The sequence below is a fragment of the Streptomyces sp. NPDC045431 genome (assembly GCF_040646655.1).
Taxonomy (GTDB): Bacteria; Actinomycetota; Actinomycetes; order Streptomycetales; family Streptomycetaceae; genus Streptomyces.
This window is the reverse complement of record NZ_JBEZAQ010000003.1, coordinates 1-24880: the sequence shown is the minus strand read 5'-3', so window position 1 is coordinate 24880 and position 24880 is coordinate 1. Positions and strand designations below refer to the sequence as shown.

26 protein-coding genes and 2 rRNA genes are annotated in these 24880 nt (G+C 70.2%); 15 read left to right on the top strand and 13 right to left on the bottom strand.

The genetic code is table 11. The annotated features are described in order from the left end of the window. The first annotated feature begins 194 nt into the window (after window positions 1–194). The 4 genes from pstS to pstB all read left to right on the top strand — a co-directional run bounded on the left by pstS (window position 195) and on the right by pstB (window position 4309). The gene (pstS, locus tag AB0A69_RS08500) at window positions 195–1325 is read left to right on the top strand and encodes a phosphate ABC transporter substrate-binding protein PstS (RefSeq protein WP_361416959.1); all 1131 of its coding nucleotides are present in this window, start codon (window positions 195–197) and stop codon (window positions 1323–1325) included. 117 nt (window positions 1326–1442) lie between these two features. Further along, window positions 1443–2432: a phosphate ABC transporter permease subunit PstC gene (gene pstC / locus AB0A69_RS08495; RefSeq protein ID WP_361416956.1), complete on the top strand. Its 990-nt coding sequence runs from the start codon at window positions 1443–1445 to the stop codon at window positions 2430–2432. Further along, a complete protein-coding gene (pstA, locus tag AB0A69_RS08490; protein ID WP_361416953.1) occupies window positions 2432–3508 on the top strand; it encodes a phosphate ABC transporter permease PstA in 1077 nt (358 codons plus the stop codon). Before pstC ends, pstA begins: the two co-directional genes overlap by 1 nt. Before the next feature lie 24 nt (window positions 3509–3532). Continuing rightward, complete coding sequence (gene pstB, locus AB0A69_RS08485; RefSeq protein WP_361416950.1) at window positions 3533–4309, top strand: phosphate ABC transporter ATP-binding protein PstB; 777 nt, start codon at window positions 3533–3535, stop codon at window positions 4307–4309. 397 nt (window positions 4310–4706) lie between these two features. Here the strand turns inward: pstB and AB0A69_RS08480 are convergent, their stop codons facing one another. Both AB0A69_RS08480 and AB0A69_RS08475 read right to left on the bottom strand, forming a co-directional pair. After that, entirely contained in the window at window positions 4707–5705 is a 999-nt protein-coding gene (locus tag AB0A69_RS08480; RefSeq protein WP_355365114.1) for an inorganic phosphate transporter, read from the bottom strand. 5 nt (window positions 5706–5710) lie between these two features. Further along, window positions 5711–6331, bottom strand: coding sequence for a DUF47 family protein (locus tag AB0A69_RS08475; RefSeq protein WP_361416945.1), 621 nt, complete (start codon window positions 6329–6331; stop codon window positions 5711–5713). A 194-nt stretch (window positions 6332–6525) separates the two neighbouring features. Here AB0A69_RS08475 and AB0A69_RS08470 point away from each other — a divergent pair, with 194 nt between their 5' ends. Continuing rightward, window positions 6526–6900 (top strand): metal-sensitive transcriptional regulator, encoded by a 375-nt coding sequence (locus tag AB0A69_RS08470; RefSeq protein WP_361416942.1) that lies wholly within the window; start codon window positions 6526–6528, stop codon window positions 6898–6900. A gap of 6 nt (window positions 6901–6906) precedes the next feature. On the opposite strand, the gene AB0A69_RS08465 is transcribed toward AB0A69_RS08470, so the two are convergent. Together AB0A69_RS08465 and AB0A69_RS08460 are read right to left on the bottom strand one after the other, a co-directional pair. Continuing rightward, window positions 6907–7074 carry a hypothetical protein gene (locus AB0A69_RS08465; RefSeq protein WP_361418477.1) on the bottom strand — a complete coding sequence of 56 codons (168 nt, stop codon included), beginning with the start codon at window positions 7072–7074 and terminating at the stop codon, window positions 6907–6909. 138 nt (window positions 7075–7212) lie between these two features. Then, the gene (locus AB0A69_RS08460; protein WP_361416939.1) at window positions 7213–8046 is read right to left on the bottom strand and encodes a hypothetical protein; all 834 of its coding nucleotides are present in this window, start codon (window positions 8044–8046) and stop codon (window positions 7213–7215) included. A 125-nt stretch (window positions 8047–8171) separates the two neighbouring features. Between AB0A69_RS08460 and AB0A69_RS08455 the strand changes: the two genes are divergently transcribed. Together AB0A69_RS08455 and AB0A69_RS08450 are read left to right on the top strand one after the other, a co-directional pair. Next, window positions 8172–8375, top strand: coding sequence for a hypothetical protein (locus tag AB0A69_RS08455; protein WP_361416936.1), 204 nt, complete (start codon window positions 8172–8174; stop codon window positions 8373–8375). Window positions 8376–8403: 28 nt separating this feature from the next. Beyond that, window positions 8404–9849: an FAD-binding oxidoreductase gene (locus AB0A69_RS08450; RefSeq protein ID WP_361416933.1), complete on the top strand. Its 1446-nt coding sequence runs from the start codon at window positions 8404–8406 to the stop codon at window positions 9847–9849. Window positions 9850–9860: 11 nt separating this feature from the next. Here AB0A69_RS08450 and AB0A69_RS08445 read toward each other — a convergent pair whose 3' ends face one another. From AB0A69_RS08445 to AB0A69_RS08420, 6 genes are all read right to left on the bottom strand, one after another. After that, on the bottom strand, window positions 9861–10571 hold the full coding sequence (locus AB0A69_RS08445) for a phosphatase PAP2 family protein (RefSeq protein WP_361416930.1): 711 nt from the start codon (window positions 10569–10571) through the stop codon (window positions 9861–9863). Window positions 10572–10692: 121 nt separating this feature from the next. After that, window positions 10693–11715 (bottom strand): bifunctional lytic transglycosylase/C40 family peptidase, encoded by a 1023-nt coding sequence (locus AB0A69_RS08440; RefSeq protein WP_361418388.1) that lies wholly within the window; start codon window positions 11713–11715, stop codon window positions 10693–10695. A gap of 63 nt (window positions 11716–11778) precedes the next feature. Further along, on the bottom strand, window positions 11779–12297 hold the full coding sequence (locus AB0A69_RS08435) for an LppA family lipoprotein (protein ID WP_361416927.1): 519 nt from the start codon (window positions 12295–12297) through the stop codon (window positions 11779–11781). Between the two features lie 98 nt (window positions 12298–12395). Then, the gene (locus AB0A69_RS08430) at window positions 12396–12737 is read right to left on the bottom strand and encodes a hypothetical protein (RefSeq protein ID WP_361416924.1); all 342 of its coding nucleotides are present in this window, start codon (window positions 12735–12737) and stop codon (window positions 12396–12398) included. An 871-nt stretch (window positions 12738–13608) separates the two neighbouring features. Next, entirely contained in the window at window positions 13609–14412 is an 804-nt protein-coding gene (locus tag AB0A69_RS08425; RefSeq protein ID WP_361416921.1) for an SAM-dependent methyltransferase, read from the bottom strand. A 25-nt stretch (window positions 14413–14437) separates the two neighbouring features. After that, on the bottom strand, window positions 14438–15331 hold the full coding sequence (locus tag AB0A69_RS08420; protein ID WP_361416918.1) for an NAD(P)-binding domain-containing protein: 894 nt from the start codon (window positions 15329–15331) through the stop codon (window positions 14438–14440). A 121-nt stretch (window positions 15332–15452) separates the two neighbouring features. Between AB0A69_RS08420 and AB0A69_RS08415 the strand changes: the two genes are divergently transcribed. From AB0A69_RS08415 to AB0A69_RS08380, 8 genes are all read left to right on the top strand, one after another. Further along, window positions 15453–16040 carry a TetR/AcrR family transcriptional regulator gene (locus AB0A69_RS08415; protein WP_361416915.1) on the top strand — a complete coding sequence of 196 codons (588 nt, stop codon included), beginning with the start codon at window positions 15453–15455 and terminating at the stop codon, window positions 16038–16040. Between the two features lie 291 nt (window positions 16041–16331). Next, window positions 16332–16640, top strand: coding sequence for a hypothetical protein (locus tag AB0A69_RS08410; RefSeq protein WP_017945892.1), 309 nt, complete (start codon window positions 16332–16334; stop codon window positions 16638–16640). A 104-nt stretch (window positions 16641–16744) separates the two neighbouring features. After that, entirely contained in the window at window positions 16745–17557 is an 813-nt protein-coding gene (locus tag AB0A69_RS08405) for a hypothetical protein (RefSeq protein WP_361416912.1), read from the top strand. Continuing rightward, window positions 17547–18917: a hypothetical protein gene (locus AB0A69_RS08400; protein ID WP_361416910.1), complete on the top strand. Its 1371-nt coding sequence runs from the start codon at window positions 17547–17549 to the stop codon at window positions 18915–18917. The genes AB0A69_RS08405 and AB0A69_RS08400 overlap by 11 nt, the downstream gene beginning before the upstream one ends. Beyond that, window positions 18914–20482 carry an SCO6880 family protein gene (locus AB0A69_RS08395; protein WP_361416908.1) on the top strand — a complete coding sequence of 523 codons (1569 nt, stop codon included), beginning with the start codon at window positions 18914–18916 and terminating at the stop codon, window positions 20480–20482. The genes AB0A69_RS08400 and AB0A69_RS08395 overlap by 4 nt, the downstream gene beginning before the upstream one ends. 14 nt (window positions 20483–20496) lie before the next feature. Continuing rightward, window positions 20497–21897, top strand: a complete 1401-nt coding sequence (locus AB0A69_RS08390; RefSeq protein ID WP_361416905.1) for an ATP-binding protein — start codon at window positions 20497–20499, stop codon at window positions 21895–21897. Between the two features lies 1 nt (window position 21898). Next, entirely contained in the window at window positions 21899–23449 is a 1551-nt protein-coding gene (locus AB0A69_RS08385; protein ID WP_361416903.1) for a type VI secretion protein, read from the top strand. A 35-nt stretch (window positions 23450–23484) separates the two neighbouring features. After that, the gene (locus AB0A69_RS08380) at window positions 23485–23886 is read left to right on the top strand and encodes a hypothetical protein (protein WP_361416900.1); all 402 of its coding nucleotides are present in this window, start codon (window positions 23485–23487) and stop codon (window positions 23884–23886) included. Here the strand turns inward: AB0A69_RS08380 and AB0A69_RS08375 are convergent. The 3 genes from AB0A69_RS08375 to AB0A69_RS08365 all read right to left on the bottom strand — a co-directional run. Then, window positions 23883–24449 carry a GNAT family N-acetyltransferase gene (locus AB0A69_RS08375; RefSeq protein WP_361416897.1) on the bottom strand — a complete coding sequence of 189 codons (567 nt, stop codon included), beginning with the start codon at window positions 24447–24449 and terminating at the stop codon, window positions 23883–23885. The genes AB0A69_RS08380 and AB0A69_RS08375 overlap by 4 nt on opposite strands. A 107-nt stretch (window positions 24450–24556) precedes the next feature. Next, window positions 24557–24673 (bottom strand): 5S ribosomal RNA (gene rrf / locus AB0A69_RS08370). Window positions 24674–24753: 80 nt separating this feature from the next. Beyond that, window positions 24754–24880: ribosomal RNA gene (locus AB0A69_RS08365) — 23S ribosomal RNA — on the bottom strand; the annotation flags it as partial.

The window sequence follows — 24880 nt, the reverse complement described above, 5'->3', positions numbered from 1 at the left end:
ATGGCCCCACAGGCTCTGGCCACGGCTCACCACGGCTTCCGTCACGGTTCACCTACCGTTCACCCTCCCCCGCCAGCCATGTCACCTGATCTGCCTAATTTCGGCCGTACACGGTTACTGACACACGCCGCCACCGAGCTCACGCACGGATTCGGTATCGACGCCGCGGCGGCTCCTGGAAGGAACACCCAACAGTGAAGCTTCAGCGCAAGACCGGGCTTCGCGCCACCGCGCTCGGCGCCCTCGCCGTCTCCGGCGCCCTGGTACTCACGGCGTGTGGTTCGGACGACAACACGGGCAGCCCCGACGGCGGCAAGAAGACCGGCGCCACCTCGTCCATCAAGTGCGACGGCGCCAAGGGCCAGCTGCTGGCCTCCGGATCCTCGGCGCAGAAGAACGCCATGGACCTGTGGGTCAAGAACTACATGGCCGCCTGCCCGGGTGTGGAGATCAACTACAAGTCCTCCTCCTCCGGCGAGGGCATCATCGCCTTCAACCAGGGCCGCGTCGGCTTCGCCGGCTCCGACTCCGCGCTGAAGCCGGAAGAGGTCGCCGAGTCCAAGAAGATCTGCAAGTCCGGCCAGGGCATCAACCTCCCCATGGTCGGCGGGCCGATCGCCATCGGCTACAACGTCCCCGGCGTGAAGGACCTGGTCCTGGACGCCCCCACCATCGCCAAGATCTTCAACGACAAGATCAAGAAGTGGGACGACCCGGCGATCGCCAAGCTCAACCCGGGCGCCAAGCTCCCGAGCACCCCGATCCAGGCCTTCCACCGCTCCGAGGACTCCGGCACCACCCAGAACCTCGGCAAGTACCTCGGCAAGGCCGCCAAGGCGGACTGGCCGTACGAGGCCGAGAAGAAGTGGCCGGCCCCCGGCGGCCAGGCCGCGTCCGGCTCCTCCGGCGTCGCCGCCCAGGTCAAGCAGGTCGAAGGCGCGATCGGCTACTTCGAGCTGAGCTACGCCGAGTCGCAGAGCATCCCGGCCGTCCAGATCGCCACCGGCGCCCCCGCCCCGGTCCCGGCCACCTCCGAGAACGCCTCCAAGGCCATCGCCGCCGCCAAGGTCAAGGGCACCGGCAAGGACCTGGCGCTGGAGCTGGACTACGCCACCAAGGCCGAGGGCGCGTACCCGATCGTCCTGGTGACGTACGAGGTCGTCTGCGACACCGGCAACAAGGCCGACACCCTCGGCACCGTGAAGTCCTTCCTCACCTACACCGCCTCCGACGAGGGCCAGAAGGTCCTGGCCGAGGCCGGCTACGCCCCGATCCCGGCCGAGATCAACGCCAAGGTCCGCGAGACCGTCAACGGCCTGTCGTAACCGCACGCACGCAAGGCCGGCCCGGCCACTCGCCCGGGCCGGCCCCCACCCCATCCGGTGCACCGCCGCCAGGGGAGCCGCCACCCGCGGACTTCCCCCACACAGACCGGAAAGACCATGGCTATAACGACTGACAACGCACCGGCTCCGCCGGTCGCCGGGAAGCCGGGCCCCACCTCCACCGGCCGCGCGGGCGACAAGATCTTCCTCGGCCTCTCCCGCGGCTCCGGGATCCTGCTCCTGGTGATCATGGCGTCGATCGCCGTGTTCCTCAGCTACCGCGCCTCCCTCGCGCTCGCGGAGAACGAGGGCAACTTCTTCACCACCTTCGACTGGAACCCGGTCGGCGACCGCCCGGTCTTCGGCATCGCGGTCCTCCTGTTCGGCACGATCGTCAGCTCCATCATCGCGATGGTCATCGCGGTCCCGATCGCGGTCGGCATCGCGCTGTTCATCTCGCACTACGCGCCCCGCCGCCTGGCCGCGCCCCTCGCGTACGTCGTCGACCTGCTCGCCGCCGTGCCGTCGATCATCTACGGCATCTGGGGCGCGCTCTTCCTCGTCCCGTACCTGGAGGGCCTGAACCTCTGGCTCGACCAGTTCTTCGCCTGGACGTACGTCTTCGACAAGACGGAGGTCGGCGTCGCGCGGACCCTCTTCACCGTCGGCATCCTGCTCGCCATCATGATCCTGCCGATCGTGACCAGCGTCAGCCGCGAGGTCTTCCTCCAGGTGCCGCGCATGAACGAGGAGGCCGCCCTCGCCCTCGGCGCCACCCGCTGGGAGGTCATCCGGCTTGCCGTGCTGCCCTTCGGCCGCTCCGGCGTCATCTCCGCCTCGATGCTCGGCCTCGGCCGGGCGCTCGGCGAGACCATGGCCGTCGCCACGGTCCTCTCCCCGAGCTTCCTGATCTCGCTGCACCTGCTCGACCCGGGCGGCGGCACGTTCGCCCAGAACATCGCGGCGAAGTTCGACGAGGCCGACCAGCTCGGCCGCGACGCCCTGATCGCCTCCGGTCTGGTCCTCTTCGTCCTCACCCTGCTGGTCAACGGCGCGGCCCGCCTGATCATCGCGCGCCGCAAGGAGTACTCGGGGGCGAACGCCTGATGAGCAACGCAATCCAGGACGCGCCCGCCAAGGCCGCACCCCGTCCCCGCAAGGACGACCTCAGCCAGCGCCACCTGCCGCGCTGGGCCCCGGCCGCCTTCGCCGTCGTCGCCGTCGCCATCGGCTGCGGCACCGGCCTGGCCGCCGGCCTCGAAAGCCGCACCCAGTGGGGCCTGATCTCGGCGCTCGCCTTCGTCGTCGTCTCGTACGCCGTGACGTCGACCGTCGAGAACCAGCGCCAGGCCAAGGACCGCCTCGCCACCAGCGTGGTCTGGGTGTGCTTCATCCTCGCCGTCGTCCCGCTGCTCTCCCTCATCTGGGTCACGGTCAGCCGGGGCCTGAAGGTCCTCGACGGCTACTTCCTCACCCACTCGATGGCCGGCGTCCCCGGCTTCGACGTCGGCGGCGGCGTCTACCACGCGCTCGTCGGCACGCTGGAGCAGGTAGGCCTCGCCACCCTCATCTCCGCGCCGATCGGCCTGCTGACCGCCGTCTACCTCGTCGAGTACGGCAAGGGCTCCCTGGCCAAGGCCGTCACGTTCTTCGTCGACGTCATGACGGGCATCCCGTCGATCGTCGCCGGCCTCTTCATCCTCTCCATCATGCTGATGGCCGACCTCCAGCCGTCCGGCCTGATGGGCGCGCTGGCGCTGGCCATCCTGATGATCCCGGTCGTGGTCCGCTCCACCGAGGAGATGCTCAAGCTCGTCCCGAACGAGCTGCGCGAGGCGGCGCTCGCCCTCGGCGTACCGAAGTGGCGCGTGATCCTGAAGGTGGTCATCCCGACGGCGATCGGCGGCATCACCACCGGCGTCATGCTCGCCATCGCCCGCATCGCCGGCGAGACCGCGCCGATCATGCTGCTGGTCTTCGGCAGCCAGCTGATCAACACCAACCCCTTCGAAGGTGCTCAGTCCGCGCTCCCCTTCTACATCTGGGAGCAGTACAAGGTCGGCAGCGAGGCGTCGTACGACCGCGCCTGGGCCGCCGCGCTCGTCCTGATCGCCTTCGTCATGATCCTCAACCTGGTCGCCCGCGGCATCGCCCGCTGGAAGGCCCCGAAGACCGGCCGCTAAGGCCTCCTGGAAGTGATCGAAACCATGGCCAAGCGAATCGACGTCAGCGGCCTGACCGCCTACTACGGCGCCCACAAGGCGATCGACGACATCTCCATGACCGTCGAGCCCCGCTCCGTGACGGCCTTCATCGGCCCCTCCGGCTGCGGCAAGTCCACCTTCCTGCGCACCCTGAACCGCATGCACGAGGTCACCCCCGGTGGCCGCGTCGAGGGCAAGGTGATGCTGGACGACCAGAACCTGTACGCCAAGGACGTCGACCCGGTCGCCGTGCGCCGCACGGTCGGCATGGTCTTCCAGCGTCCGAACCCCTTCCCGACGATGTCGATCTTCGACAACGTGGCGGCGGGCCTGCGGCTGAACGGCAAGTACCGCAAGCAGGAGCTGGCCGACACCGTCGAGCGCTCCCTCAAGGGCGCGAACCTCTGGAACGAGGTCAAGGACCGCCTCAACAAGCCGGGCTCCGGCCTCTCCGGCGGCCAGCAGCAGCGCCTGTGCATCGCCCGCGCCATCGCGGTCGAGCCGGACGTCCTGCTGATGGACGAGCCGTGCTCGGCGCTGGACCCGATCTCCACGCTCGCCATCGAGGACCTGATCAGCGAGCTGAAGGAACGGTTCACGATCGTCATCGTGACCCACAACATGCAGCAGGCGGCCCGCGTCTCGGACCGCACGGCCTTCTTCAACCTGGCGGCGGTCGGCCAGCCCGGCAAGCTCGTCGAGATCGACGACACGGAGCGGATCTTCTCCAACCCGTCCGTCCAGGCCACCGAGGACTACATCTCGGGCCGCTTCGGATAACCGTCCGCCGGAATCCCCTTGCGGTGCTGCATGGCGGTGCCACCGCAAGGCAAAGGGCCCGCCCCCTCAGGGGGCGGGCCCTTCCGTCACTCGAAACTCAGCCCCGCCGGCGTGTGAGGCGCGGGGGCACATTCAGCCCCGCCGGCGTGTGAGGCGCGGGGGCACGGGGGTCCCCCCACGCCCGCAAGGGCGTAGGGGGAGGGGTGGGGAACAGCCCCGCAGGGCCAACCACACCCGCCCGGCCCGCAGCCGTCAGCCGAAGGCGACCGTCAGCCGAACACCAGCCGCACCACACCGAAGCTCGCCGCAGCGACCAGCGCCGCCGCCGGCATCGTGATACTGCATCCCCCGGGGGATAACCCCCGGCCCCCCAGCAACACCGCCCGACGCGCAGCCGTCAGCCGAACACCAGCCGCACCACACCGAAGCTCGCCGCAGCGACCAGCGCCGCCGCCGGCATCGTGATGAACCATCCGAGGATGATGTTCTTCGCGACACCCCACCGCACCGCGTTGACCCGCTTCGTCGCGCCGACACCCATGATCGCCGACGTGATGACGTGCGTCGTCGAGATCGGCGCGTGGAACAGGAACGCCGAGCCGAACATGATCGACGCGCCCGTCGTCTCCGCCGCGAACCCCTGCGGCGGATCCAGCTCGATGATCTTGCGCCCCAGCGTCCGCATGATGCGCCAGCCACCGGCGTACGTACCCAGCGACAGCATCACCGCGCAGGCGACCTTGACCCAGACCGGGATCGCCTCACCGGCGTCGTGGACGTCCGCAATGACCAGCGCCATCACCACGATGCCCATCGTCTTCTGGGCGTCCTGGAGACCGTGGCCGAGCGCCATGCCCGCCGCCGACACGGTCTGGGCGATACGGAAGCCGCGCTTCGCCTTGTGCGGGTTGGCCTTGCGGAAGATCCACATGATCCCGCACATCACCAGGTAGCCGACCACCAGGCCGACCACCGGCGAGATGAACATCGGGATGACGATCTTGTCGACGACACCCGACCAGATCACGTCGGTGCCGCCCGCCAGCGCCGCGCCCACCATGCCGCCGAACAGCGCGTGCGAGGAGGACGACGGCAGGCCGAAGTACCAGGTGATGAGGTTCCAGACGATCGCGCCGACCAGCGCCGCGAAGAGGATGCCCATGCCGCGCGAGCCCTCGGGCGTCGCGATCAGGCCCTCGCTCACGGTCTTGGCGACCCCGCTGCCGAGGAAGGCGCCCGCGAGGTTCATCACCGCGGCCATCGCCAGCGCCGCGCGCGGCGTCAGCGCCCGGGTGGAGACGGAGGTGGCGATGGCGTTCGCCGAGTCGTGGAAGCCGTTCGTGTACGTGAAGCCGAGCGCGACCGCGATGGTCACGACCAGTGCGAAGGTGTCCACGAAGCTCAGGACTCCTTGACCGCGATGGTCTCCACCGTGTTGGCCACGTGCTCGAAGGCGTCAGCGGCCTCTTCCAGCACATCCACGATCTGCTTCAGCTTGAGCACCTCGATGGCGTCGTACTTGCCGTTGAAGAGCTGGGCCAGCAGCTTGCGGTGGATCTGGTCGGCCTGGTTCTCCAGCCGGTTGACCTCGATCCAGTACTCGGTGAGGTTCTCCATCGTCCGCAGGTGCGGCATCGCCTCGGCGGTCAGCTCCGCCGCCCGCGCCAGCACCTCGATCTGCTGCTCGACGCCCTTCGGCAGCTCCTCGACGTTGTAGAGGACGACGAGGTCGACGGCCTCCTCCATGAAGTCCATGATGTCGTCGAGCGAGGAGGCGAGGTTGTAGATGTCCTCGCGGTCGAACGGCGTGATGAAGGAGGAGTTCAGCTGGTGGAAGATCGCGTGGGTCGCGTCGTCGCCCGCGTGCTCCGCCGCCCGCATCCGCTCCGCGATCTCGGCCCGGGCGGAGGATTCCGCCCCGAGCAGTTCCATCAGGAGTTTGGAGCCCGTGACGATGTTGTCCGCGGAGGCGGAAAACATGTCGTAGAAGCTCGTCTCCCTGGGGGTCAGACGAAAGCGCACGTGGGGTCCTCGGGGTGCATGGGTTTCGGTCAGGCTGATGCTAGGCGCATCATCCGGCCACGGCTAACCGGCGTCATTCAGTGTCGCCCATCAGGCACAGTGAACAGAACCGGGGCCCCGCCCCCTGTGCGCGAGGATCGGTACCATATACCCATGAGGGGTATAGAAGCCCCACTGGACAACGGGAGGACGCGATGACGACCACCGAGGCGGCCGGCCTTCCGGTCGAGGAGCAGGCCATCGAGGAGCCGGGCACCCCCGAGCAGGTCACCGACCACGACCACGGTGTGCACGGGTACCACAAGCAGAAGCAGGAGCACCTCAAGCGCCTGCGCCGCATCGAGGGTCAGATCCGCGGCCTCCAGCGCATGGTCGACGAGGACGTCTACTGCATCGACATACTCACCCAGGTCTCCGCGTCCACGAAGGCTCTGCAGTCCTTCGCGCTCCAGCTCCTGGAGGAGCACCTGCGCCACTGCGTCGCCGACGCCGCGGTCAAGGGCGGCGACGAGATCGACGCGAAGGTCGAGGAGGCGACGAAGGCCATCGCCCGCATGCTGCGGACCTGACCGGCGTCACTGCGGGGCGGGTGCGGCCGGCGTGACCTTCAGGACCTCGTCGATGAGGTCCGCGCTGAGCCGCTCCCCGTCCGTGGCCGATGCGGCGATCATCAGCTCACCGCACAGCTCGATCTCGGCGAGGGCCACGTGGTCCTGGACTGTCGTCGAAGGGAGCGGGGCCACGCGCATCACCTCTTCCTGCGAGTCCTGCGGGTCCTGCGGATCCTGGCGTCTCCCAGCGTAGGGAGCGGACCACACACCGCGCATGGCACGTCCGGACCATTCTTCCGGCCCGGACGGATCACGCGGCTCACGCCCGTCTCACGCCTCGATCTTCCCGGCGTAGATGTCCTTCCGCGGCGGCAGCTGTACGACGACGGGCACGCCGAAGTCGTACAGCAGCGTCGTCGACGCGACGGCGACCGTGCGCCCCTCGTTGGTGAAGCTGAACCGGTGGCGTACCTTGCGCAGCCGCCCGTCCCGGTCCAGGTACGCGTCGAACGGCACCTCGTCGTCGGCGAACCCTTTCGCCGCCGCCGCGAGCGCCCCCCGCACCTGCGGCGACGCGGTCCGCGCCGCCCGCCCGAGGTCGGTGACGCCGCGGTAGTGCGTGACCGGCACCCCGGCGAGTTCCTCCTCGCCGACGTACGCGACGCGCTCGGCGCCGCGCAGCAGCTCGGCGGCGGCGGCCGGATCGGTCGCGCCGCCCGTCACCAGGTTCCCGTCGGCGAGGGTCGTCGTGTCGACGCGCACCCACTTGTCGGCGGGGACACCGGCGCCGCGGTTCTTCATGTAGAGGGCGCCGGGTGCCAGGAGCTCGGTGATCGGCCGGTGGCGGCTGCCGCCGGCTGCGTCCTTGGGCAGGACCACCTTGAGCTGCCCGTGCCGCGCGGCGAAGTCGTACGCGCCCTCGCCCCGGATCGTCACCCGCGTCCCGCCGGTCGCCATCTCCATCGACGTACGGGCCTTGGACGTGCCCGCGCGCGTCAGCGCGTCGGGGGCCTTGCGCACGGCGGCGGCCGCGGCGTCCGCGCCGACGTCGGCGCTCGCGCCCGCGGGACCGGAACACCCGCCGGCCGTCAGGGCCACGGCCACGACCACCATCGCCGATAGCCCGCGCCCGTAACACCGCCGCTGCTGTCGCTGCACCACCATCGCCTGCAACCCCCAACGCCTAGACGCTGCTGCCTGCCTGCCTGACCGACTGCGCTTGACCGAGACCCCCACCCGCCTCCCTTAACGACCACCGCGGCGCCCCGTCACGCCGGTACCGTGGTGCCGTGCCTGCGACGCATGACTCACCCCACGCCGTCACGAGCGGCCACGAAGCCACCACCATCGAACGCGGCTCGTTCTGCACGGCCCGCTGCAGCTGCGGCTGGTCGGGCCCGGCGCGGCGCTCGCGGGACCGGGCCCGTACGGACGCGGCGGCGCACACGACCGCGCCACCGGCCGACGCGACCGACGCGACCGACGCCGACTGACCGCAACCGTCCGGGGAAGGGTCGCGCCATGGACGACCGGGCCGACTGGGCCGACTGGGCCGCCCTCGCCCGCGGCCTCGACGGCCCGCTCGTACGCCCCGGCGACGCCGACTACGCCACCGCCCGCCTCCTCTACAACACCCGCTTCGACGACCTCCGCCCCGCCGCCGTCGCGTACGTCACCGGAGACGACGACGTCCGCACATGCCTCGCCTTCGCACGCCGCCACCGCACACCGGTCGCCCTCCGCAGCGGCGGCCACTCCTACACCGGCTGGTCCAGCGGCACGGGCCCCCTGGTCATCGACGTGTCGGGCATCGACCACGTGCGCCCCGACGGCACGACCGCCGCGACCGGCGCGGGCGCCCGACTCGTCCACGTCTACCGCACCCTCGCCCGCCACGGCCGCGCGATCCCGGCCGGCACCTGCCCGACGGTCGGGATCTCGGGCCTCACGCTCGGCGGCGGGCACGGCGTGACCTCGCGCGCGTACGGCCTGACCTGCGACAGCCTCACCGGCGCCACCGTCGTCACGGCGGACGGGCGGCTCCTGACCGCCGACGCCGAGGAGCACCCGGACCTCTTCTGGGCGCTGCGTGGCGCCGGCGCCGGGACCCTGGGGGTCGTCACCGAGCTGCGCTTCCGCACGCACCCGGTGCCGGCGACGGTCGTCTCCGGGCGGCTCACCTGGCCCTGGGCGCGGGCCCGGTCCGTCCTGGCCGCCTGGCAGGCGTGGGGCCCGGCGCAGCCCGACGAGATCTGGTCGGCCCTGCGCCTGGCGGCGGACCCGGGTGCGGAGCCCGCCCTCACCCTGTCCGTCTGCACCGTCGGCGACCGTACGGAGCTGGAGAACGCCCTCGACCGCCTCGCCGACCACACGGGCGCACCCGCCGACTCCGTACACCTGCACGACCGCACGTACCTGGAGGCGATGCTGACGTACGCGGAGTGCGCCGGGCTGACCGAGGCGCAGTGCCACCTGCCGGGCACCACCCCGGGCAGCGATCCGCGGGGCGTGCTGCGGCGGAACACGTACACCGCCGTGTCGGACTTCTTCGACCGGGAGCTGTCACCGGCGGCGGTCGCGGCGCTGACGGCCGCCCCGGAGGCCTTCGCCCGCATCCCGGCGGCGGAGGGCGGTGGCACCGGGGCCCTGCAGCTCACGGCGTTCGGCGGCGCGACGGGCCGCGTCGACCCGCTCGCCACGGCCTTCGTGCACCGGCGGCAGCGGATCCTGGTGCAGTACTGGGCCTCCTGGCGCCCGGGCACCCCGGGAGCGGCGCAGCGGGCCTGGCTGGCGACCGCGCGGGACTCCCTGGGACCGTACGTCTCGGGGTCGGCGTACCAGAACTACCCCGACCCGGCGCTCAAGGACTGGCGCACGGCGTACTACGGCGCGGCGGCGGACCGCCTGTCCGAGGTGAAGCGGCGCTACGACCCGCAGCGCCTCTTCACCTTCCCGCAGGCTTTCTGACGCCCCGGCGGCTATGCCGCGAGGTCGTTCTCGCTACCGCCCACCTTGGGGTCGGGCAGGTCCACCGTCTCGTGCAGCTCCCCCCGAGCGCGGGCTTTTCGCGAGCGTACGAGCCACCCAACCCGTTCCGAACGGGCCACGGCCGACACGAGCGGCGTGAGCAGCGCGAGGGCGAGCGGGGCGAGGAGCAGGGCCACGGCCGTACCGAGGGCGAAGCCGCCGACGACGTCGGTGGGGTAGTGGACGCCCATGTAGACGCGGCAGAAGCCCTCGGCGAGGGCGAGGCCGATGGCGGCCAGGCCGAACTTCCGGTGGGCGACGAAGAGCGCGGCACCGATGCCCATGGCCATGGTGGCGTGGTCGCTCACGAAGGAGTAGTCGGTCTTGCCCGCGACGAGGACCTCGAGTCCCTGGTGGTCGCGGAAGGGCCGCGGCCGCTCCACGAAGCCGCGGATCGGGATGTTGACCAGGAGGGCGATCCCGGCGGCGAGTGGCGCCCACACCAGGGCGGCGACGGTGGAGATGGAGTCCTCCGGCCCGCCCCGGCGGCGCGCGCTCCACCAGCACCAGAGCACGACCAGCACCATCGCGAGCATGATCCCGTACTCGCCGACGAACTCCATGACCCGGTCGAACCAGGTCGGGGCGGACTTGGCCAGCCCGTTGATGTCATAGAGCAGGCTGACATCGGGGTTCGAACCGTCCGATGCGAGTCCAGCCATCTGCTGCGGCCCCTTGCCTTGTCACTGTGTCAGTCCAGGGAACGACACGAGGGAAGCGTACGTTCCACTCTCCACCGAACGATCACGATGACGTTATCGAAGAGAGATACGTCGCCGCAGCTCAGACCGGATCGGCCGCGCGGTTCGGCAGTGCTTTCGCGCCATCTTCGGTGACGCGGGTCGCGCCGAAGTAGTCGGGGGTGTCGATCTTGTCGAAACGGATGACGGCGCCGGTGTACGGCGCGTTGATCATGTACCCGCCGCCGACGTAGATACCCACGTGGCGGATGGCCCGCGAGTTCGTCAAGTCGTCCGAGAAGAACACCAGATCGCCCGGCAGCAGCTCGTCCCGCGACGGGTGCGGCCCGGCGTTGTACTGGTCGTTGGCGACGCGCGGCAGCTCGATCCCCACGGTCCGGTACGCGGCCTGCGTGAGCCCGGAACAGTCGAAGCGGCCCTGCTGCTCGGGCGTGCCGTTGCCGCCCCACAGGTAGGGCGTGCCGAGCTTCTTCTGCGCGAAGTAGATCGCCCCGGCCGCCTGCTTCGACGGCTCCACGCGCCCGACCGGCCGGGCGAAGCTCTTCTCCAGGGAGCGGATGATGCGGACGTAGTTCTGCGTCTCGCTGATGCGCGGCACCCCGCCGGCCTTTATCACCCGGTACGCACCGGCGTTGTAGGCCGCGAGCATGTTGTTGGTCGGGTCGCCGGGCACCTTCCTCACGTACGTGGCCAACTCGCAGTCGTACGAGGCGGCCGACGGGATGGCGTCGGCCGGGTCCCACACGTCCCGGTCGCCGTCCCCGTCGCCGTCGATGCCGTGCGAGGCCCAGGTGCCGGGGATGAACTGCGCGATGCCCATGGCGTTGGCGTGGCTGGTCACCTTGGGGTTGAAGCCGCTCTCCTGGTACAACTGCGCGGCCAGCAGCGCCGGGTTGATGGCGGGGCACAGGTTCCCCCACCGCTGCACGAGCCCCTGGTACGCCGCGGGCACGGCCCCCTTGGCCAGCCCCACCACGCCGCGGGTGGCGCTCCCCGCCCCGCCGAAGAGCCCGGCGGCCGCGGAGTACGTCCCGACGACGAGCAACGCGACGAACGCCATGCACAGCCCGACGGCTCCCCCGGCGACGAGCCAGCCCTTACGCACCGTCAACCACCCCTCGTGCCGTGGGAGTCCACCGGGGGCCAGTGTAGGTGGCGGGCCCCGTTTTCAGGGGGCGGACGGCGAGGAGGGCGCGGAGGTGTTGGAGGGCCAGAAGTCGGAGCGCACGTAGGGATCGGGGACGTGCTCACCGTCGAGGGGGGTGCCATTGGGCTTGGTCTTGGGGGGCTGGACTTCGGACTCGATGAAGCAGGGGGTGGTGATGGAGAAGAAGAACTGACCCTTCTTTCCGACGGTGACGCCCAGCCGGAAGTCCTCCGGGGTGCTGGCGGAAATCGCCGGCAGGTCCTTGTCGGGGTTCACCTCAGTGATCTTGTAGCCGCGCTGCTTCCAGTGGCGCTCGACCACGCCCAAGAGGCTTCCCCGCCTGGCTTCGGACACGATGGTCATAACTGCGACACGCCGCGTCACAGAACTCGTTGCCTTGCCGTCGATGGTGTAGCCGCCACAGCCGCCCTGCGTCGGCGCGTAATGCACCCAGTTCAACTCCGGATTCACCGCCGAAACACTGTCCAACATGATCGAAGCGGCCTTCTCAGCTGCTTCTTGCAGACTGATCCTGCTCACCACAGGCTTCTCCTCACCCATACCGACCGACAACCCCGCAGCCCCACACCCCACGAACCCCACAAGAAGTGCGGCCGTCCCGAGCAGGCGGAATGTTTTCATCGGTGCTCTTGAGTTGTGGTCTTGTGACCTTGCCCTGCAACAATCAAGGCAATGTTCCGGGCGGCCCCTGGATCCAGCTCCGGATCGAAATAGCTGGAGTGCGCGGGGATATCGGGATAATCGGGTGGCGGCCCGTCCGCTACCTTGATCCGTCGCGCACCGAAGTCCTCATGCGCCGGATCGGTGCCGTAGTAAATCTGACTGTTGTCGCTCGCCGCTTCCTGCATGATGTAGGCGTTTGCAGCCCCCAAGCCGCCGCCGATGATGGCCCCGGCCCCGACGGGACCGCCTACCAATCCGATGGATGCGCCGGCGGCCGCTCCGCCAGCGGCACCCATCAGCGTCGCTCGTGCCTCGTCCTGTGTCGGAAGCTTGGTGCTTGCCCCGGGCCGTCGCCATACTCGTTTGCAGCGCGCCGGCCACCCCTGCCGCCGTCATCCAGGGACCGTCGCTGTGCTTCAGGTCGCCGGCCCCTCCGGCCCCTCCACCGAAACCATCGGCCGAGTCAACGACATCCGTGCCCCCGCCGTACCGCCACCGTCGCCCTGCTCGGCTAAGTCGATCAATCGCTGCCACGACTCCGAGTACATCTGGGCACCCTCCCCGTGTTCTGCCACGCCCCCGTCGTGATCACGTTAGAAGGCGGGAGCCCCGAATGAGCAAGAGCACATCGAAGGAGGGCCTGAAATAGTCCGCTGTGACATACCACTCGGCTTGGCCTCGAACAAGAGCAAAGGGACTCGAAGTTGCCATCAGCATCTGAGTTGATGCGTCTGCGGGGACACCGAAAGGGATGAGATGCGTCGGCGTTACGCAGTCATCACGGCCTATTGGCGCACTCCACCCAGAGCAGCTTCCCAGACCCCGCCCATGCAGCCCGCCCAGGATGGCGAGACCGTTGCCATGAAGGTCGCCGATCGCAAAGGTGAGTCGGTCGATGCCCGGTGGCTCTGCCGTCCGCTGGACGGTGTGATTCCAGGTGCAGGCCCAAGAAGGGCACCAGCCGAGAGCGACACGTGCATACACGTTCACCGCAACGGCGCAAGGCGCCATCGCCCTCGGAAGCGCAGACCCGAATGCTCTCTCCTCTCCACCACGGCGGATTCCTTCTGCGAACTGCTCCGGGCCCTGAGGAGTGCGGCGACTCGGCATGACGGCGCCCCACGCACCGCAGCCACTGACCGAAACGCCCAGCCTGCAGGCCAAGCCTCAGCTCGTGACGCTTGCGGGCTTGCGGCCGACGCCCGCGTACATCGCGACCTCCTCCGGTGCTTGTTCCTCGGCACGCCACCGGGAGCAGGAGACGACGCCCGGGGCCAGGAGCTCCAGGCCGTCGAAGTAGCGCGTGATGGCCTCGGGGGTGCGCTGGGTGAGCTTCGGGGTGCCGTGCTCGTTCCAGAAGGCGACGGCGGCGTCGACGTCCGGCATCGCGGGGTGGCGCACGGTGTGGGACAGCACCAGGTGGCTGCCGGGCGCCAGCGCGTCCAGGAGGCGCCGGACGACGGCGTACGACTCGGCGTCGTCCTCGACGAACATGACGACGCCCAGCAGCATGAGCGCGACGGGCCGGTCGAGGTCCAGGGTTCTGGCCGCGGCCGCCAGGACGGCGTCCGTGTCCCGCAGGTCGGCGTCCACGTAGTCCGTGCGCCCCTCCGGCGTACCGGAGAGGAGCGCGCGGGCGTGGGCGAGGACCAGCGGGTCGTTGTCGACGTACACGACCCGCGCGTCCGGTGCGACGCGCTGCGCGACCTCGTGGGTGTTGTCGGCGGTCGGCAGGCCCGTGCCGACGTCCAGAAACTGGCGGATGCCCGCCTCCGCCGCCAGGTGGCGCACCGCCCGCCCCAGGAAGAGCCGGTCCGCGCGGGCGTACGCCCCGATGCCGGGGTGGAGCTCGCGGATCCGGTCGCCGGCTTCGCGGTCGACGGGATAGTTGTCCTTGCCGCCGAGCCAGTAGTTCCAGATGCGGGCGGTGTGCGGCCTGCCGGTGTCGATCCTCACTTCGATGTCGGTCACGCCCTCAACGTAGACCGCAATCGCCTTACGCGCCGGGCTTCTTGAGCACCTCCACGAGGCTGGAGGCGCTGTCGGCGCCGTGCCCGGCGGCCACGCCGCGCCGGAAGACGTCGAGGACGGCCGCCGGGAGGGCGCCGTCGACGCCCGCGTCCAGGGCGGTGTGGAGGACGTGCTCGGCGCTGGCGACACCCATGGCCAGCCGGTCGACGTCGCCGCGGTGGTCGCCGGCGTCGACGCGGGGCGCGTAGAACTCCACGAACTGCTTCAGATTCAAGGCGTCGACGGCCAGGGTCAGGATGTCGGCGGCCTTCAGGCCGTGGGCGTCGGCCATGGCGAGGGTCTGCCAGTAGCCGGTGAGGGCCGTCCAGAACATAGTCATGTTGAGCTGGTAGAGCAGCGCCGCCAGGCCCGGGTCCTCGCCCCGGTGATCGGCGGTGCCGGTCAGCACCTCCAGCGTGGCCCGGTGCGCCTCGAACACCTCGCGCGGACCGCTGTAGAGGGTGGTGGAGTCGGGGCTGCCGATGCCGGAGGGCGGCGTGAGCACGCCACCGGTGAGCTGCGTGGCCCCGCGCTCGGCGGCCCAGGCGGCCGCGGCGCGCGCCTTGTCCGGGGTGTCGGAGGTGAGGTTGACCAGGACGCGGCCGGCGAGGGCGGCGGGGTCGGCGTCGCCCAGTACGGCGTACAGGGCGTCGTAGTCGGTCAGGCTCACCACCACGAGCCCGGCCGCGGCGAGCGCGTCGTCGACGGAGGACGCGAGGTGCGCACCGCGGGCGACGAGGGCGTCGGCGCGGGAGGCGGTGCGGTTCCAGACGGTGACGCGGTGGCCGCGGTCGAGGAGGGCGCCGGCCATGGCCTGGCCCATGGGGCCGAGGCCGATGACGGTGACGGGGGCGGGGGCGGGGGTCTTGTTCGCGTTCATGGGAAACACCTCTCCACTCGCTTGCACGGGCTAGAACGAACGCTCTATCTAGAGCGCTGACGCGACCGTAGCACAGCTCTAGAACGAACGCTCTACTCAATTTGCTCGGTAGGATCGCCTCATGCAGACCGCCACGTCCCCCGCCAGCACCCGCGACCGGATCGTCGTCGCCGCCGCGCGCCTCATCCAGCGCCAGGGGTACGTCGGCACCGGCATCAAGCAGATCGCCAAGGAGGCGCAGGCCACCCTCGGCTCCGTCTACCACTTCTTCCCCGGCGGCAAGGAGGCCGTGGCCGTCACCGCGATCACCCACAGCGGCGAGGAGTTCGCGGCCATCCTCCGCGAGGCCCTGGCCGGCCACGACGACCCGGCCGCCGCCGTGGACGCCTGCGCCCGCCTCCTCGCCGAGGCGCTGCGCGAGTCCGGCTGGGTCGACGGCTGCCCCGTCACGGCCACCGCCCTGGAGACGCTCGGCGACGCGGACTCCGAAATCCAGCGCGCCTGCGCCAGCGCCCTGCGCGCCTGGCAGGACATGGTCGCCGACAAGCTCCTGCGCTCCGGCCTCCCGGCCACCGACGCCCGCGAACTGGCGATGACGGTCATCAACACCCTGGAGGGCGCGGAAGTCACCGCCCAGGTGAACCGCGACGAAGAACCCCTCCTACTGGCGGGGCGTCACCTGGCCCGCCTGGTCGCCGCGTACCGCTGACGCGGCGGCGCGGCGACGCGGCGGACCGCGCATACAGGCCCAAGGTGGGACAACGACAGTCATTGCCCGGAGTCACCCCCCGTGATACACAGAGTGACCGTACGCGTACGCGCGCACACCCGGTCCACCACCCGACGCAGGTCACGACGGTCGGACCGGTCAAACGTGCGGGGATCGGGTAAAGAGACCAGCCAAGTCGGCATACGCGGGCGGTTTCATCAGCGAAGATAGTGCGGTGACCCGTGCCGAGTGGCAGGGGCGTCGAATTACCCAACAGGGGCGGTGAGTTACATGTACCTGGCGGCTGAAAAAGGCGACATCACCACCATCATCGGCGGAATCGCCCCGAACTGGGGGCCTTTCGGGAGCCTTGGTAACGAGGCCCGCGTAATGATCGAGGTCGTGATGGCCGTGGCCATCCTGCTGTGCCTGGGCATCGCGATCTGGGGAGCGGCGAAGCAGCGCATCGGCGCGACCGCCCTCCGGGACACGTTCAGCGCCGAACAGGGCAAGGGCCTCATCGTGGCCGGCCTGACCGGGGTCTTCATCATCGGCTCGCTGGGCACGCTCTTCACCATCGTGTACGGGATGGCCGTCTAGACCCTCCCGCCAGCGGCCCCCGCGGTCCCCGGCTCCCTGAGGTTGCGTCACCTGATGTCAAGTCACCACACCGAACAGCGAAAGGTTGAGGGGGCGTACCCGTCATGAGCCTCGGCGACGAGAACGACGGCGGCCAGACCCGCACCCGCCTGCCCGACGGCGGCACCGGCGACGTCTACGGCGGCGCCCGCCGCCCGGCGCGCAACTCGCGCTCGCTGATCACGGTGGTGGGTGTGGTGGTGCTGCTGATCGCCGCCATCGCCTTCGCGAACCGAAGCGGCACCGACGGCGGCACCTCGGACGACACCGCCAAGGACCCGGGGGCCGCGGCCCCCACGTCGGCGACGGGCGTCCGCCCGGTGACGGGCAAGGACGGCACGATCCCGACGGGGTACGCACACGACGAGCAGGGGGCGCAGAGCGCGGCGGCGAACTACGCGGTGGCGCTCGTCTCAGCGGAAATCCTGAAGCCCGACCGCCGTCGCGAGATCGTGCGACAGCTCTTCGTACCCGACAGGGTGAGCGCGTTGGAGGTGGACTTCGACAAGGCCTACAACAAGGGCTTCCTCGACAAGGTCGGGCTCGACGCCAACGGCAACGCCGCACCGGGCATGACGTACGTCTCCCGTACGGCACCGGTGGGCACCAAGGTGGCCGAGCTGACTTCCGACACGGCGACCGTGGACGTGTGGTGCACCGGCGTGTTCGGCACCGCCGGCGTCGGCTCCACCAACCCGGTAACGAACGACTGGTTCACCATGACGCTGAAGCTGCGGTGGTCCGGCGGGGACTGGAAGGTGGAGAGCTTCTCCCAGAAGGAGGGCCCGGCTCCCGTGTCCGCCGACCGCACGGCCTCGGACGCTGACGAGATCGCCAAGGCCGTCGCGGAATTCGGAGGGTTCACGTATGCCCGGTAGCCTGCGCGCAGCCCTGCGTGCTTCCACCTTGGCCACCGTACCCGCGGCCATGTTTCTGCTGGCTTCTCGTGCTTCGGCCGCCCCGACGCCCTCTCCGTCCCCGTCACCGTCCAACAAGGACGACTGCGACCTCATCGTGGGGCCCGCTCGCGACTACTGCGAATCGGGCAGCGGCCCCGCCCCCGGCGCCCGCTCCACCCCCACCGACCCCACCGCCGCCCTCGACCCCCTCGCCTCCCTCTCCCGCGGCTGCGCCGACGCCGCCGTGGAGATCATCGACGCGCTGTCGAAGGCGGTGAAGTCCACCGCCGAGGTCGACTTCACCAACGGCACCTTCCTCGCCCAGTACGCCATCGTCTTCGCCGCCGCCACCGTCCTCACCCTCCTCCTCTGGCTCCTCGCCGTCGCCAAGCGCGCCATCCGCGGCGTACCGCTCGCGACCGCCATGTCCGAGGCCATCGGGTTCCTGTGGCTGACGGTCCTCGCGTCCGCCTTCACGCCGCTGATCCTCTACACCGTCGTCTCCGCGACCGACGCCGTCACCGAGGTGATCGCGCAGAGTACCGGCGGCCAGACGGACGTGTTCTTCGGCGGCTTCAAGGAGGCGCTCCAGAAGGGCGACGGCATCGGCGGCGGGCCGATCATGCTGATCATCGTGTCGCTCGTGACCGTCCTCGCCGCGGGCGTGCTCTACCTGGAGCTGTTCCTCCGGGCCGTACTCCTGTACGTCGGCGCCCTCCTCGGCGTCGTCGTGTACGCCGGTCTCGTCGACAAGAACCTCTGGGGCCACGTACGCCGCTGGGCCGGCATCATGATCGCGGTGATCCTGGTCAAGCCGGTCATCATCATCGTGCTCGGCCTCGCCGGGGCGCTCGCCGGCGACGACGGACCGAAGGCGTTCTCCGCGGTCGTCACCGGCCTCGCCATCATCCTGCTCGCGATCTTCGCCTCCGCGATGATCTACCGCTTCGTCCCCGGCTTCGGCGACGAGATCGCGGCCTCCCGCAACAACCGCATCCAGAACAGCGCCGAGAACAAGGCCGCCGCCGTCATCTCCTCGCCCGCCGCCCTCGTCTCGCAGGGCATCAAGACCCACAGCACCCGCAACGACTCAGGCGGCGGCTCCGGCGCCCCCCAGCCCGCCGGCGCCGTCACCGGCGGCATGTCCGCCCACAGCTCCCGTACGCCGACGGCCGGAGGCGGCGCAGGAGGCTCGGGCGGCGGCGGAACTGTCCCCTCCGCCGCACCCCCGCCCCGCAGCCCCGGTAGCAGCAGTCCCACCACCGGCACCCCGCACAGCCACCGCAAGAGCACAGGCACCAACACAGGCACAGGAAGCACAGGAGGTGGAGGGCGTTGACGACCCAGTCCCCAGCGATCACGCCCCGCCGCACGTACCTCATCGGCAGGGCCCGGCCCAACGCCATCATCGGCAAGAACCGCGAGACCGGCGAGATCGCCCTGATCATCGCCGGCGCGTTCCTCGGCATGATGAGCGGTCTCCTCGTCCCGGTCCTCTCCCTGCGGATCGTGCTGCTCATGGGCTTTCCGCTGCTCGCCCTCGCCGCCGTGTACGTCCCGTACAAGCACCGCACCTTCTACAAGTGGTTCGAGATCAACCGCAGCTACAAGCGCACCCTCCGGCAGGGCACCGCCTACCGCTCCGCCGCCATGGAGGCCGGCACCCGCATCGACGGCCGCGAGGTCGAGGTCGGCCCGCCGCCCGGCATCGGCCGCATCAACTGGCTCTCCGCCCCCTTCGGCCCCGACGAGATCGCCGTCCTCCTCCACGCCGACCGCCGCACCGTCACCGCCGCCATCGAGATCGAGGGCCCGGGCGTCGGCCTGCGCGACAGCGAGGACCAGGAAGCCCTGGTGGACCGTTTCGGCACCCTCCTCAAGCACGTCGCCAACGGCGACGGCTTCGTGACGCGCCTTCAGATGCTGGCCCGCACCCTCCCCGCCGACCCCGACGCCCACGCCAAGGACGTCGCCCAGCGCGGCGACCCCAGGAGCCCCGCGTGGCTCCAGGACTCGTACGACCAGCTCCAGTCCATGGTCTCCACCTCCAGCGAGCAGCACCGCGCGTACCTCGTCGCCTGCATGCACTACACCCGCGAACTGGCCGCCGAGGCCCACGCCATGGCCCGCGCCGCCCGGCACACCGCCGGCACCAAGGGCGGAAGGGGCGGGAAGCTCGACAAGGACGCCGGCCTCGCCGTCGTCATGGCACGCGAGCTCACCGACATCTGTGCCCGGCTCGCCGAGGCCGACATCCGCGTCCGCCAGCCCCTCGGCCAGGCCCGCCTCGCCTCCCTCGTGCACTCCATGTACGACCCGGACCACCCCATCGACCACATCCAGGCGATGACGAAGCGGAACGCCTGGCCCGCCGAGCTCGACGCCGTCGAGCCCACCTACCTCCAGGCCAAGACCCGCGAGTCGTCCACCCGCGCACCCTGGTGCCACGCCACCGCGTGGGTGAAGGAGTGGCCGATGACCCCCGTCGGCGTCAACTTCCTCGCCCCGCTCCTCGTCCACACCCCGGACGTGATCCGGACCGTCGCCGTCTGCATGGACCTCGAACCGACCGAGGTCGCCATCGAACGCATGCTGACCGAGAAGACGAACGACGAGGCGGAGGCCAGCCGCGCCGCCAAGATGAACCGCACCGTCGACCCGCGCGACATCGCCGCACACGGCCGGCTCGACCAGCGGGGTGAAGATCTCGCCAGCGGCGCGGCAGGAGTGAATCTTGTCGGGTACATCACTGTGTCGTCTCGTTCGCCCGAGGCCCTGGCCAGGGACAAGCGGACGATCAGGGCCTCGGCCGGCAAGTCGTATCTGAAGTTGGAGTGGTGCGACCGCGAACACCACCGGGCCTTTGTGAACACCTTGCCGTTCGCGACCGGCATCCGCCGATAGGGGCCCTGATCCTCATGCGTGATCCGCTGTCCGCCCTCACCGAGGCCTTCACCTCCTTCCTCTTCGGGAAGGTCGAGACGACCCGCCTGCCCGTCCGTACGTCGACGGGCCAGGCCCAGGCCGTCTACCTGCCGACCGCCGCCCCCGGCCTCGGCGACTCCGGCGTGATCATCGGCCGCGAGGTCTACAGCGGCAAGGGGTACATCTACGACCCCTTCCAGCTGTACGGGCAGCAGCTCCCGGCCCCCCACTGGCTGGTGCTCGGCGAGTCCGGCAACGGCAAGTCGGCGCTGGAGAAGACGTACGTGCTCCGCCAGCTCCGCTTCCGCGACCGGCAGGTCGTGGTCCTCGACGCCCAGGGCGAGGACGGCGTCGGCGAATGGAACCTGATCGCGCAGCAGCTGGGGATAACCCCCATCCGGCTCGACCCGATGGCCGCCCTCGACGACGGCATCCGCCTCAACCCCCTCGACCCGTCGATCACCACCACCGGCCAGCTCGCCCTGCTCCGTACGATCATCGAGGTCGCGATGGGGCACGGCCTGGACGAGCGCTCCGGCTTCGCGCTCAAGGTCGCGCACGCGTACGTCAACGAGACCATCACCGACCGCCAGCCGGTGCTGTCCGACATCGTGGAGCAGCTGCGCCACCCGGAGCCCGAGTCGGCGGCGGCGATGAACGTCGCCATAGACGACGTACGCGCCTGGGGTCTGGACGTGGCCCTGGTCCTGGACCGGCTGGTCGACGGTGACCTGAGGGGCATGTTCGACGGCCCGACGACGGTCGGCATCGACCTCGACGCGCCGCTGATCGTCTTCGACCTCTCCCACATCGACCGCAACTCGATCGCGATGCCGATCCTGATGGCCATCGTGGGCGTGTGGCTGGAGCACACCTGGATCCGGCCGGACCGCAAGAAGCGCATCTTCCTGGTGGAGGAGGCGTGGCACATCATCAACAGCCCGTTCGTGGCCCAGCTGTTCCAGCGGCTGCTGAAGTTCGGCCGACGCCTCGGCCTGTCCTTCGTGGCGGTCGTCCACCACCTCTCCGACGTCGTGGACGGAGCGGCCGCGCGCGAAGCCGCGGCGATCCTGAAGATGGCGTCCACGCGCACGATCTACGCCCAGAAGGCGGACGAGGCGCGGGCGACGGGCCGGGTCCTGGGCCTTCCGCGCTGGGCGGTGGAAATCATCCCGACCCTCACGCCCGGCATCGCGGTCTGGGACGTCAACGGCAACGTCCAGGTGGTCAAACACCTGATCACGGAGGCCGAACGCCCCCTGGTCTACACGGACCGCGCGATGACGGAGTCCTCCGTACCGGACGACATCCAGGCGGCGGAATGGGAGGCGGAGCAGCGCGCGGCGCTCATGGAGCGGCAGATGAACGAGTCCTCACAGTCGACGGTGGCGTGACATGCGGCGCGAGCGCGAGCGCAGTGCCGAGCGGGGTGCCGAGGGCGGCATCCCCGACGGTCTGCTGGTGGGCCTGCTGGGCTTCCTGCTCGGCGTGTCGATCCTGGTGTGGACGGCCACCGGCCTGGCGGGCCTGTTGGCCCACGGCTCCTGGCCGGACGCCGTCACCTTCGGCCGTACGCCGTCGGCGATGCGCGCCCTCATGTCCCAGCCCCACCACCTCCCGGGCGCGTGGCCGGACACCCCGCCGGAGCAGCTCTCGGGGTACGGGCTGTTCTGGGGCCTGTTCATCGGCGAGCTGATGGTGCTGGTGGTGCTCACGGTGTTCGTCCTCGGCACGCTGGCCCGCTGGCGCGCGGTGCGGTCCTCCCGGCGGCACCCCAAGGCGTACGGGCACGGGTACGAGCCCGACCGCGCCCACGCGGGGCACCCGCCGACCGTCTCCGTACCCGTACCCGTACCCGCGCCGGCATCCGCTCCCGTACCCGCGCCCGTGCCCGCGCCCGTCGAGACTCCGAGCGCCCCTGTACCGGCACCCGCCACCGCGGGTACACCGCCAAGCCCCCCGGCAACGGGTGCGGACACAGACCCAGCCCCGGTCCTCACCGCGCCCAAGGTCCCGACGCCCCGCACGCCCCGCGTCTTCTACGGCGGCCCCGACACCCGCCGCCCGACCGCCCTCCAGGCCATCCACGACGCCGACGGCGCCGCGCTCGTCGTCACCTCCGACCCCACCCTCTGGGCGGAGACCAAGGACGCCCGCGCCAAGCTCGGCCCCGTCCTCGTCTACGACCCCGGCCACCTCTGCGACACGCCGGCACGCCTCCACTGGTCCCCCACCTCGGGATGCGAGGACACCGATACGGCCGCGGCCCGTGCCGCCGCGCTCCTGGCGCCCGTACGCCCTCCGGCCCGGATGGACGAGGCGGTCGCGGACACCGCCGAAACGCTCATGCGCTGCTGGCTGCACGCGGCGGCCGTCGACGGGCGCCCGTTCAAACAGGTGCACCGCTGGGCGCAGAACAACGGCGCCCACGAACCCGTACGCATCCTGCGCACCCACCCCAAGGCCACCAACAGCCACGCCGGCCTCCTGGAGTCCGCCCTCACCGCGTACCCGGAACGCCGCGAGATCGCGCAGGAGTTGGCGGTCCGAGCGCTGTCCTCCCTCTCCTCGGTCCACATCCGCGAGGCGTGCACACCGCATCGAACTGATTCGCTGACCTTGGAATCATTTATCCAGGAAGGGGGCACCCTTTATGTGGTGGGGGAATCCATCGAGGACCCCCGCACCCGCCCGGGCGCGATGCCCCTTCTCACCGCGCTCGCCTCGTACGTGGTCGAGCACGGCCGCCGCATGGCCGCACGGTCATCCGACGGTCGGCTCGACCCACCAATGAGCCTGGTCCTCGACGACATCGCCGCGGTGGCCCCGCTGCCCCACCTGCCCGAGCTGCTGACGAGCGGCCAGGAGACGGGCATGCCCACGCTCGCGCTGCTCCGCTCCCCCGAACAGGGCTGCACCCGCTGGCCGCACCACACGCTCGCCTAGGCACCATGCCGAGACCTGGCAGTACAGTCACGCTCATGACGACACCGGTTGTACGCGCGATCGAAGCGGACGGGACGGCCTGGGACGACCCGTCCGAGGACCGGCTGCACGATCTGCTGGCCGACATGAACCTGACCTGGCGGCACGTCATCGTCGAACGACTCGACCGCGAGCCGGAGGGCCAGCACTACATGCAGGTCTACCTGAACGACGACCTGAGCTACCAAGTCGAGTACCGCGAGGGCGGCGCCGACCGGCACTTCCAGGCCCATGTCCCCCGGCGGCACGAGGTGTTCGCCCTGGAACCGGTGGCCGAGGTGGTGCGGGACTGGGCCCGCGGCGGGAAGGCCTGGCGTACGGCGCTCCCGTGGACCCCGTGGCCGACCGTGGGTGCCGCAGGAGACGCCTCCTCGCCTCTGCCGGGCGAACCCGCCTAGACCCCGGTCGGCCGCCTGATCTCGTACTCCAGCTCCAGCGCGCCGTCGCTGTCGCCCTCCATCGGCACGCTCTCACCCGTCGGCACGAAGCCCACCTTCCGGTAGAGCGCCGCAGCGCGTGTGTTCCGCTCGTGCACGTAGAGCCGTACGCGTTCGACCGGGGGCCCGTCCAACGACCAGGACCACTCCACGCCCGCGCGCATCAGCGCCTCGGCCAGCCCGCTGCCTCGCGCCTCCGGGCGTACGTACACGCCGACGACGTGCGTCTGGTCGGTCTTCGCCGGCTCCCCGAACCGTACGTCCCCGCCGGCCCGCTCCACGAGGACGGTCACCGTGCCGGCCCAGCCGCCGTCGGGCGTCTCGGCGACGAACTGGCGGACGCTGTCACTGCCCTCGGCCGCCCCGGCCGTCCGCTCGCGCCAGAAGGCGTCAGGCTGGGCGGAGGCGTTCTCGTATGTGTCGAGGAAGGCAAGGTGCGCGACGGGGTCCTGAAGGGCCGCCAGCCGTATCTCGCGAGCTTCGCGCCACTCGTCGGCACGCAGGGAACGAATGAGGTATCGCATCCCCCGATCCTGCCGCCCGAGGTCCCGCCAGCCAACTCATTTCCGTCAACGGACCCGGAACGCAGAAAAGCCCCGCACCAGAAGGTGCGGGGCTTTCCCCAAAAATTGTTCGGCGGCGTCCTACTCTCCCACAGGGTCCCCCCTGCAGTACCATCGGCGCTGAAAGGCTTAGCTTCCGGGTTCGGAATGTAACCGGGCGTTTCCCTAACGCTATGACCACCGAAACACTATGAAGATATCGAACTACAACCAGCCGGAGCGGGAGTTCGTTACTTCAGAACTAACACAGTGGACGCGAGCAACTGAGGACAAGCCCTCGGCCTATTAGTACCGGTCAACTCCACCCATTACTGGGCTTCCATATCCGGCCTATCAACCCAGTCGTCTACTGGGAGCCTTACCCTCTCAAGGAGGTGGGAATACTCATCTCG

Excerpts from the sequence above, each read along its gene's own strand:
- AB0A69_RS08445 (WP_361416930.1), bottom strand. The coding sequence starts at position 10,571 with ATGGCTGGACTCGCATCGGACGGTTCGAACCCCGATGTCAGCCTGCTC.
- AB0A69_RS08460 (WP_361416939.1), bottom strand. The coding sequence starts at position 8,046 with ATGGTGGTGCAGCGACAGCAGCGGCGGTGTTACGGGCGCGGGCTATCG.
- AB0A69_RS08380 (WP_361416900.1), top strand. The coding sequence starts at position 23,485 with ATGACGACACCGGTTGTACGCGCGATCGAAGCGGACGGGACGGCCTGG.
- AB0A69_RS08405 (WP_361416912.1), top strand. The coding sequence starts at position 16,745 with ATGAGCCTCGGCGACGAGAACGACGGCGGCCAGACCCGCACCCGCCTG.
- pstC (WP_361416956.1), top strand. The coding sequence starts at position 1,443 with ATGGCTATAACGACTGACAACGCACCGGCTCCGCCGGTCGCCGGGAAG.
- AB0A69_RS08420 (WP_361416918.1), bottom strand. The coding sequence starts at position 15,331 with ATGAACGCGAACAAGACCCCCGCCCCCGCCCCCGTCACCGTCATCGGC.
- AB0A69_RS08430 (WP_361416924.1), bottom strand. The coding sequence starts at position 12,737 with ATGGGTGCCGCTGGCGGAGCGGCCGCCGGCGCATCCATCGGATTGGTA.
- AB0A69_RS08415 (WP_361416915.1), top strand. The coding sequence starts at position 15,453 with ATGCAGACCGCCACGTCCCCCGCCAGCACCCGCGACCGGATCGTCGTC.
- AB0A69_RS08470 (WP_361416942.1), top strand. The coding sequence starts at position 6,526 with ATGACGACCACCGAGGCGGCCGGCCTTCCGGTCGAGGAGCAGGCCATC.
- AB0A69_RS08390 (WP_361416905.1), top strand. The coding sequence starts at position 20,497 with ATGCGTGATCCGCTGTCCGCCCTCACCGAGGCCTTCACCTCCTTCCTC.
- AB0A69_RS08450 (WP_361416933.1), top strand. The coding sequence starts at position 8,404 with ATGGACGACCGGGCCGACTGGGCCGACTGGGCCGCCCTCGCCCGCGGC.
- pstA (WP_361416953.1), top strand. The coding sequence starts at position 2,432 with ATGAGCAACGCAATCCAGGACGCGCCCGCCAAGGCCGCACCCCGTCCC.
- AB0A69_RS08385 (WP_361416903.1), top strand. The coding sequence starts at position 21,899 with ATGCGGCGCGAGCGCGAGCGCAGTGCCGAGCGGGGTGCCGAGGGCGGC.
- pstB (WP_361416950.1), top strand. The coding sequence starts at position 3,533 with ATGGCCAAGCGAATCGACGTCAGCGGCCTGACCGCCTACTACGGCGCC.
- AB0A69_RS08375 (WP_361416897.1), bottom strand. The coding sequence starts at position 24,449 with ATGCGATACCTCATTCGTTCCCTGCGTGCCGACGAGTGGCGCGAAGCT.
- AB0A69_RS08400 (WP_361416910.1), top strand. The coding sequence starts at position 17,547 with ATGCCCGGTAGCCTGCGCGCAGCCCTGCGTGCTTCCACCTTGGCCACC.
- AB0A69_RS08410 (WP_017945892.1), top strand. The coding sequence starts at position 16,332 with ATGTACCTGGCGGCTGAAAAAGGCGACATCACCACCATCATCGGCGGA.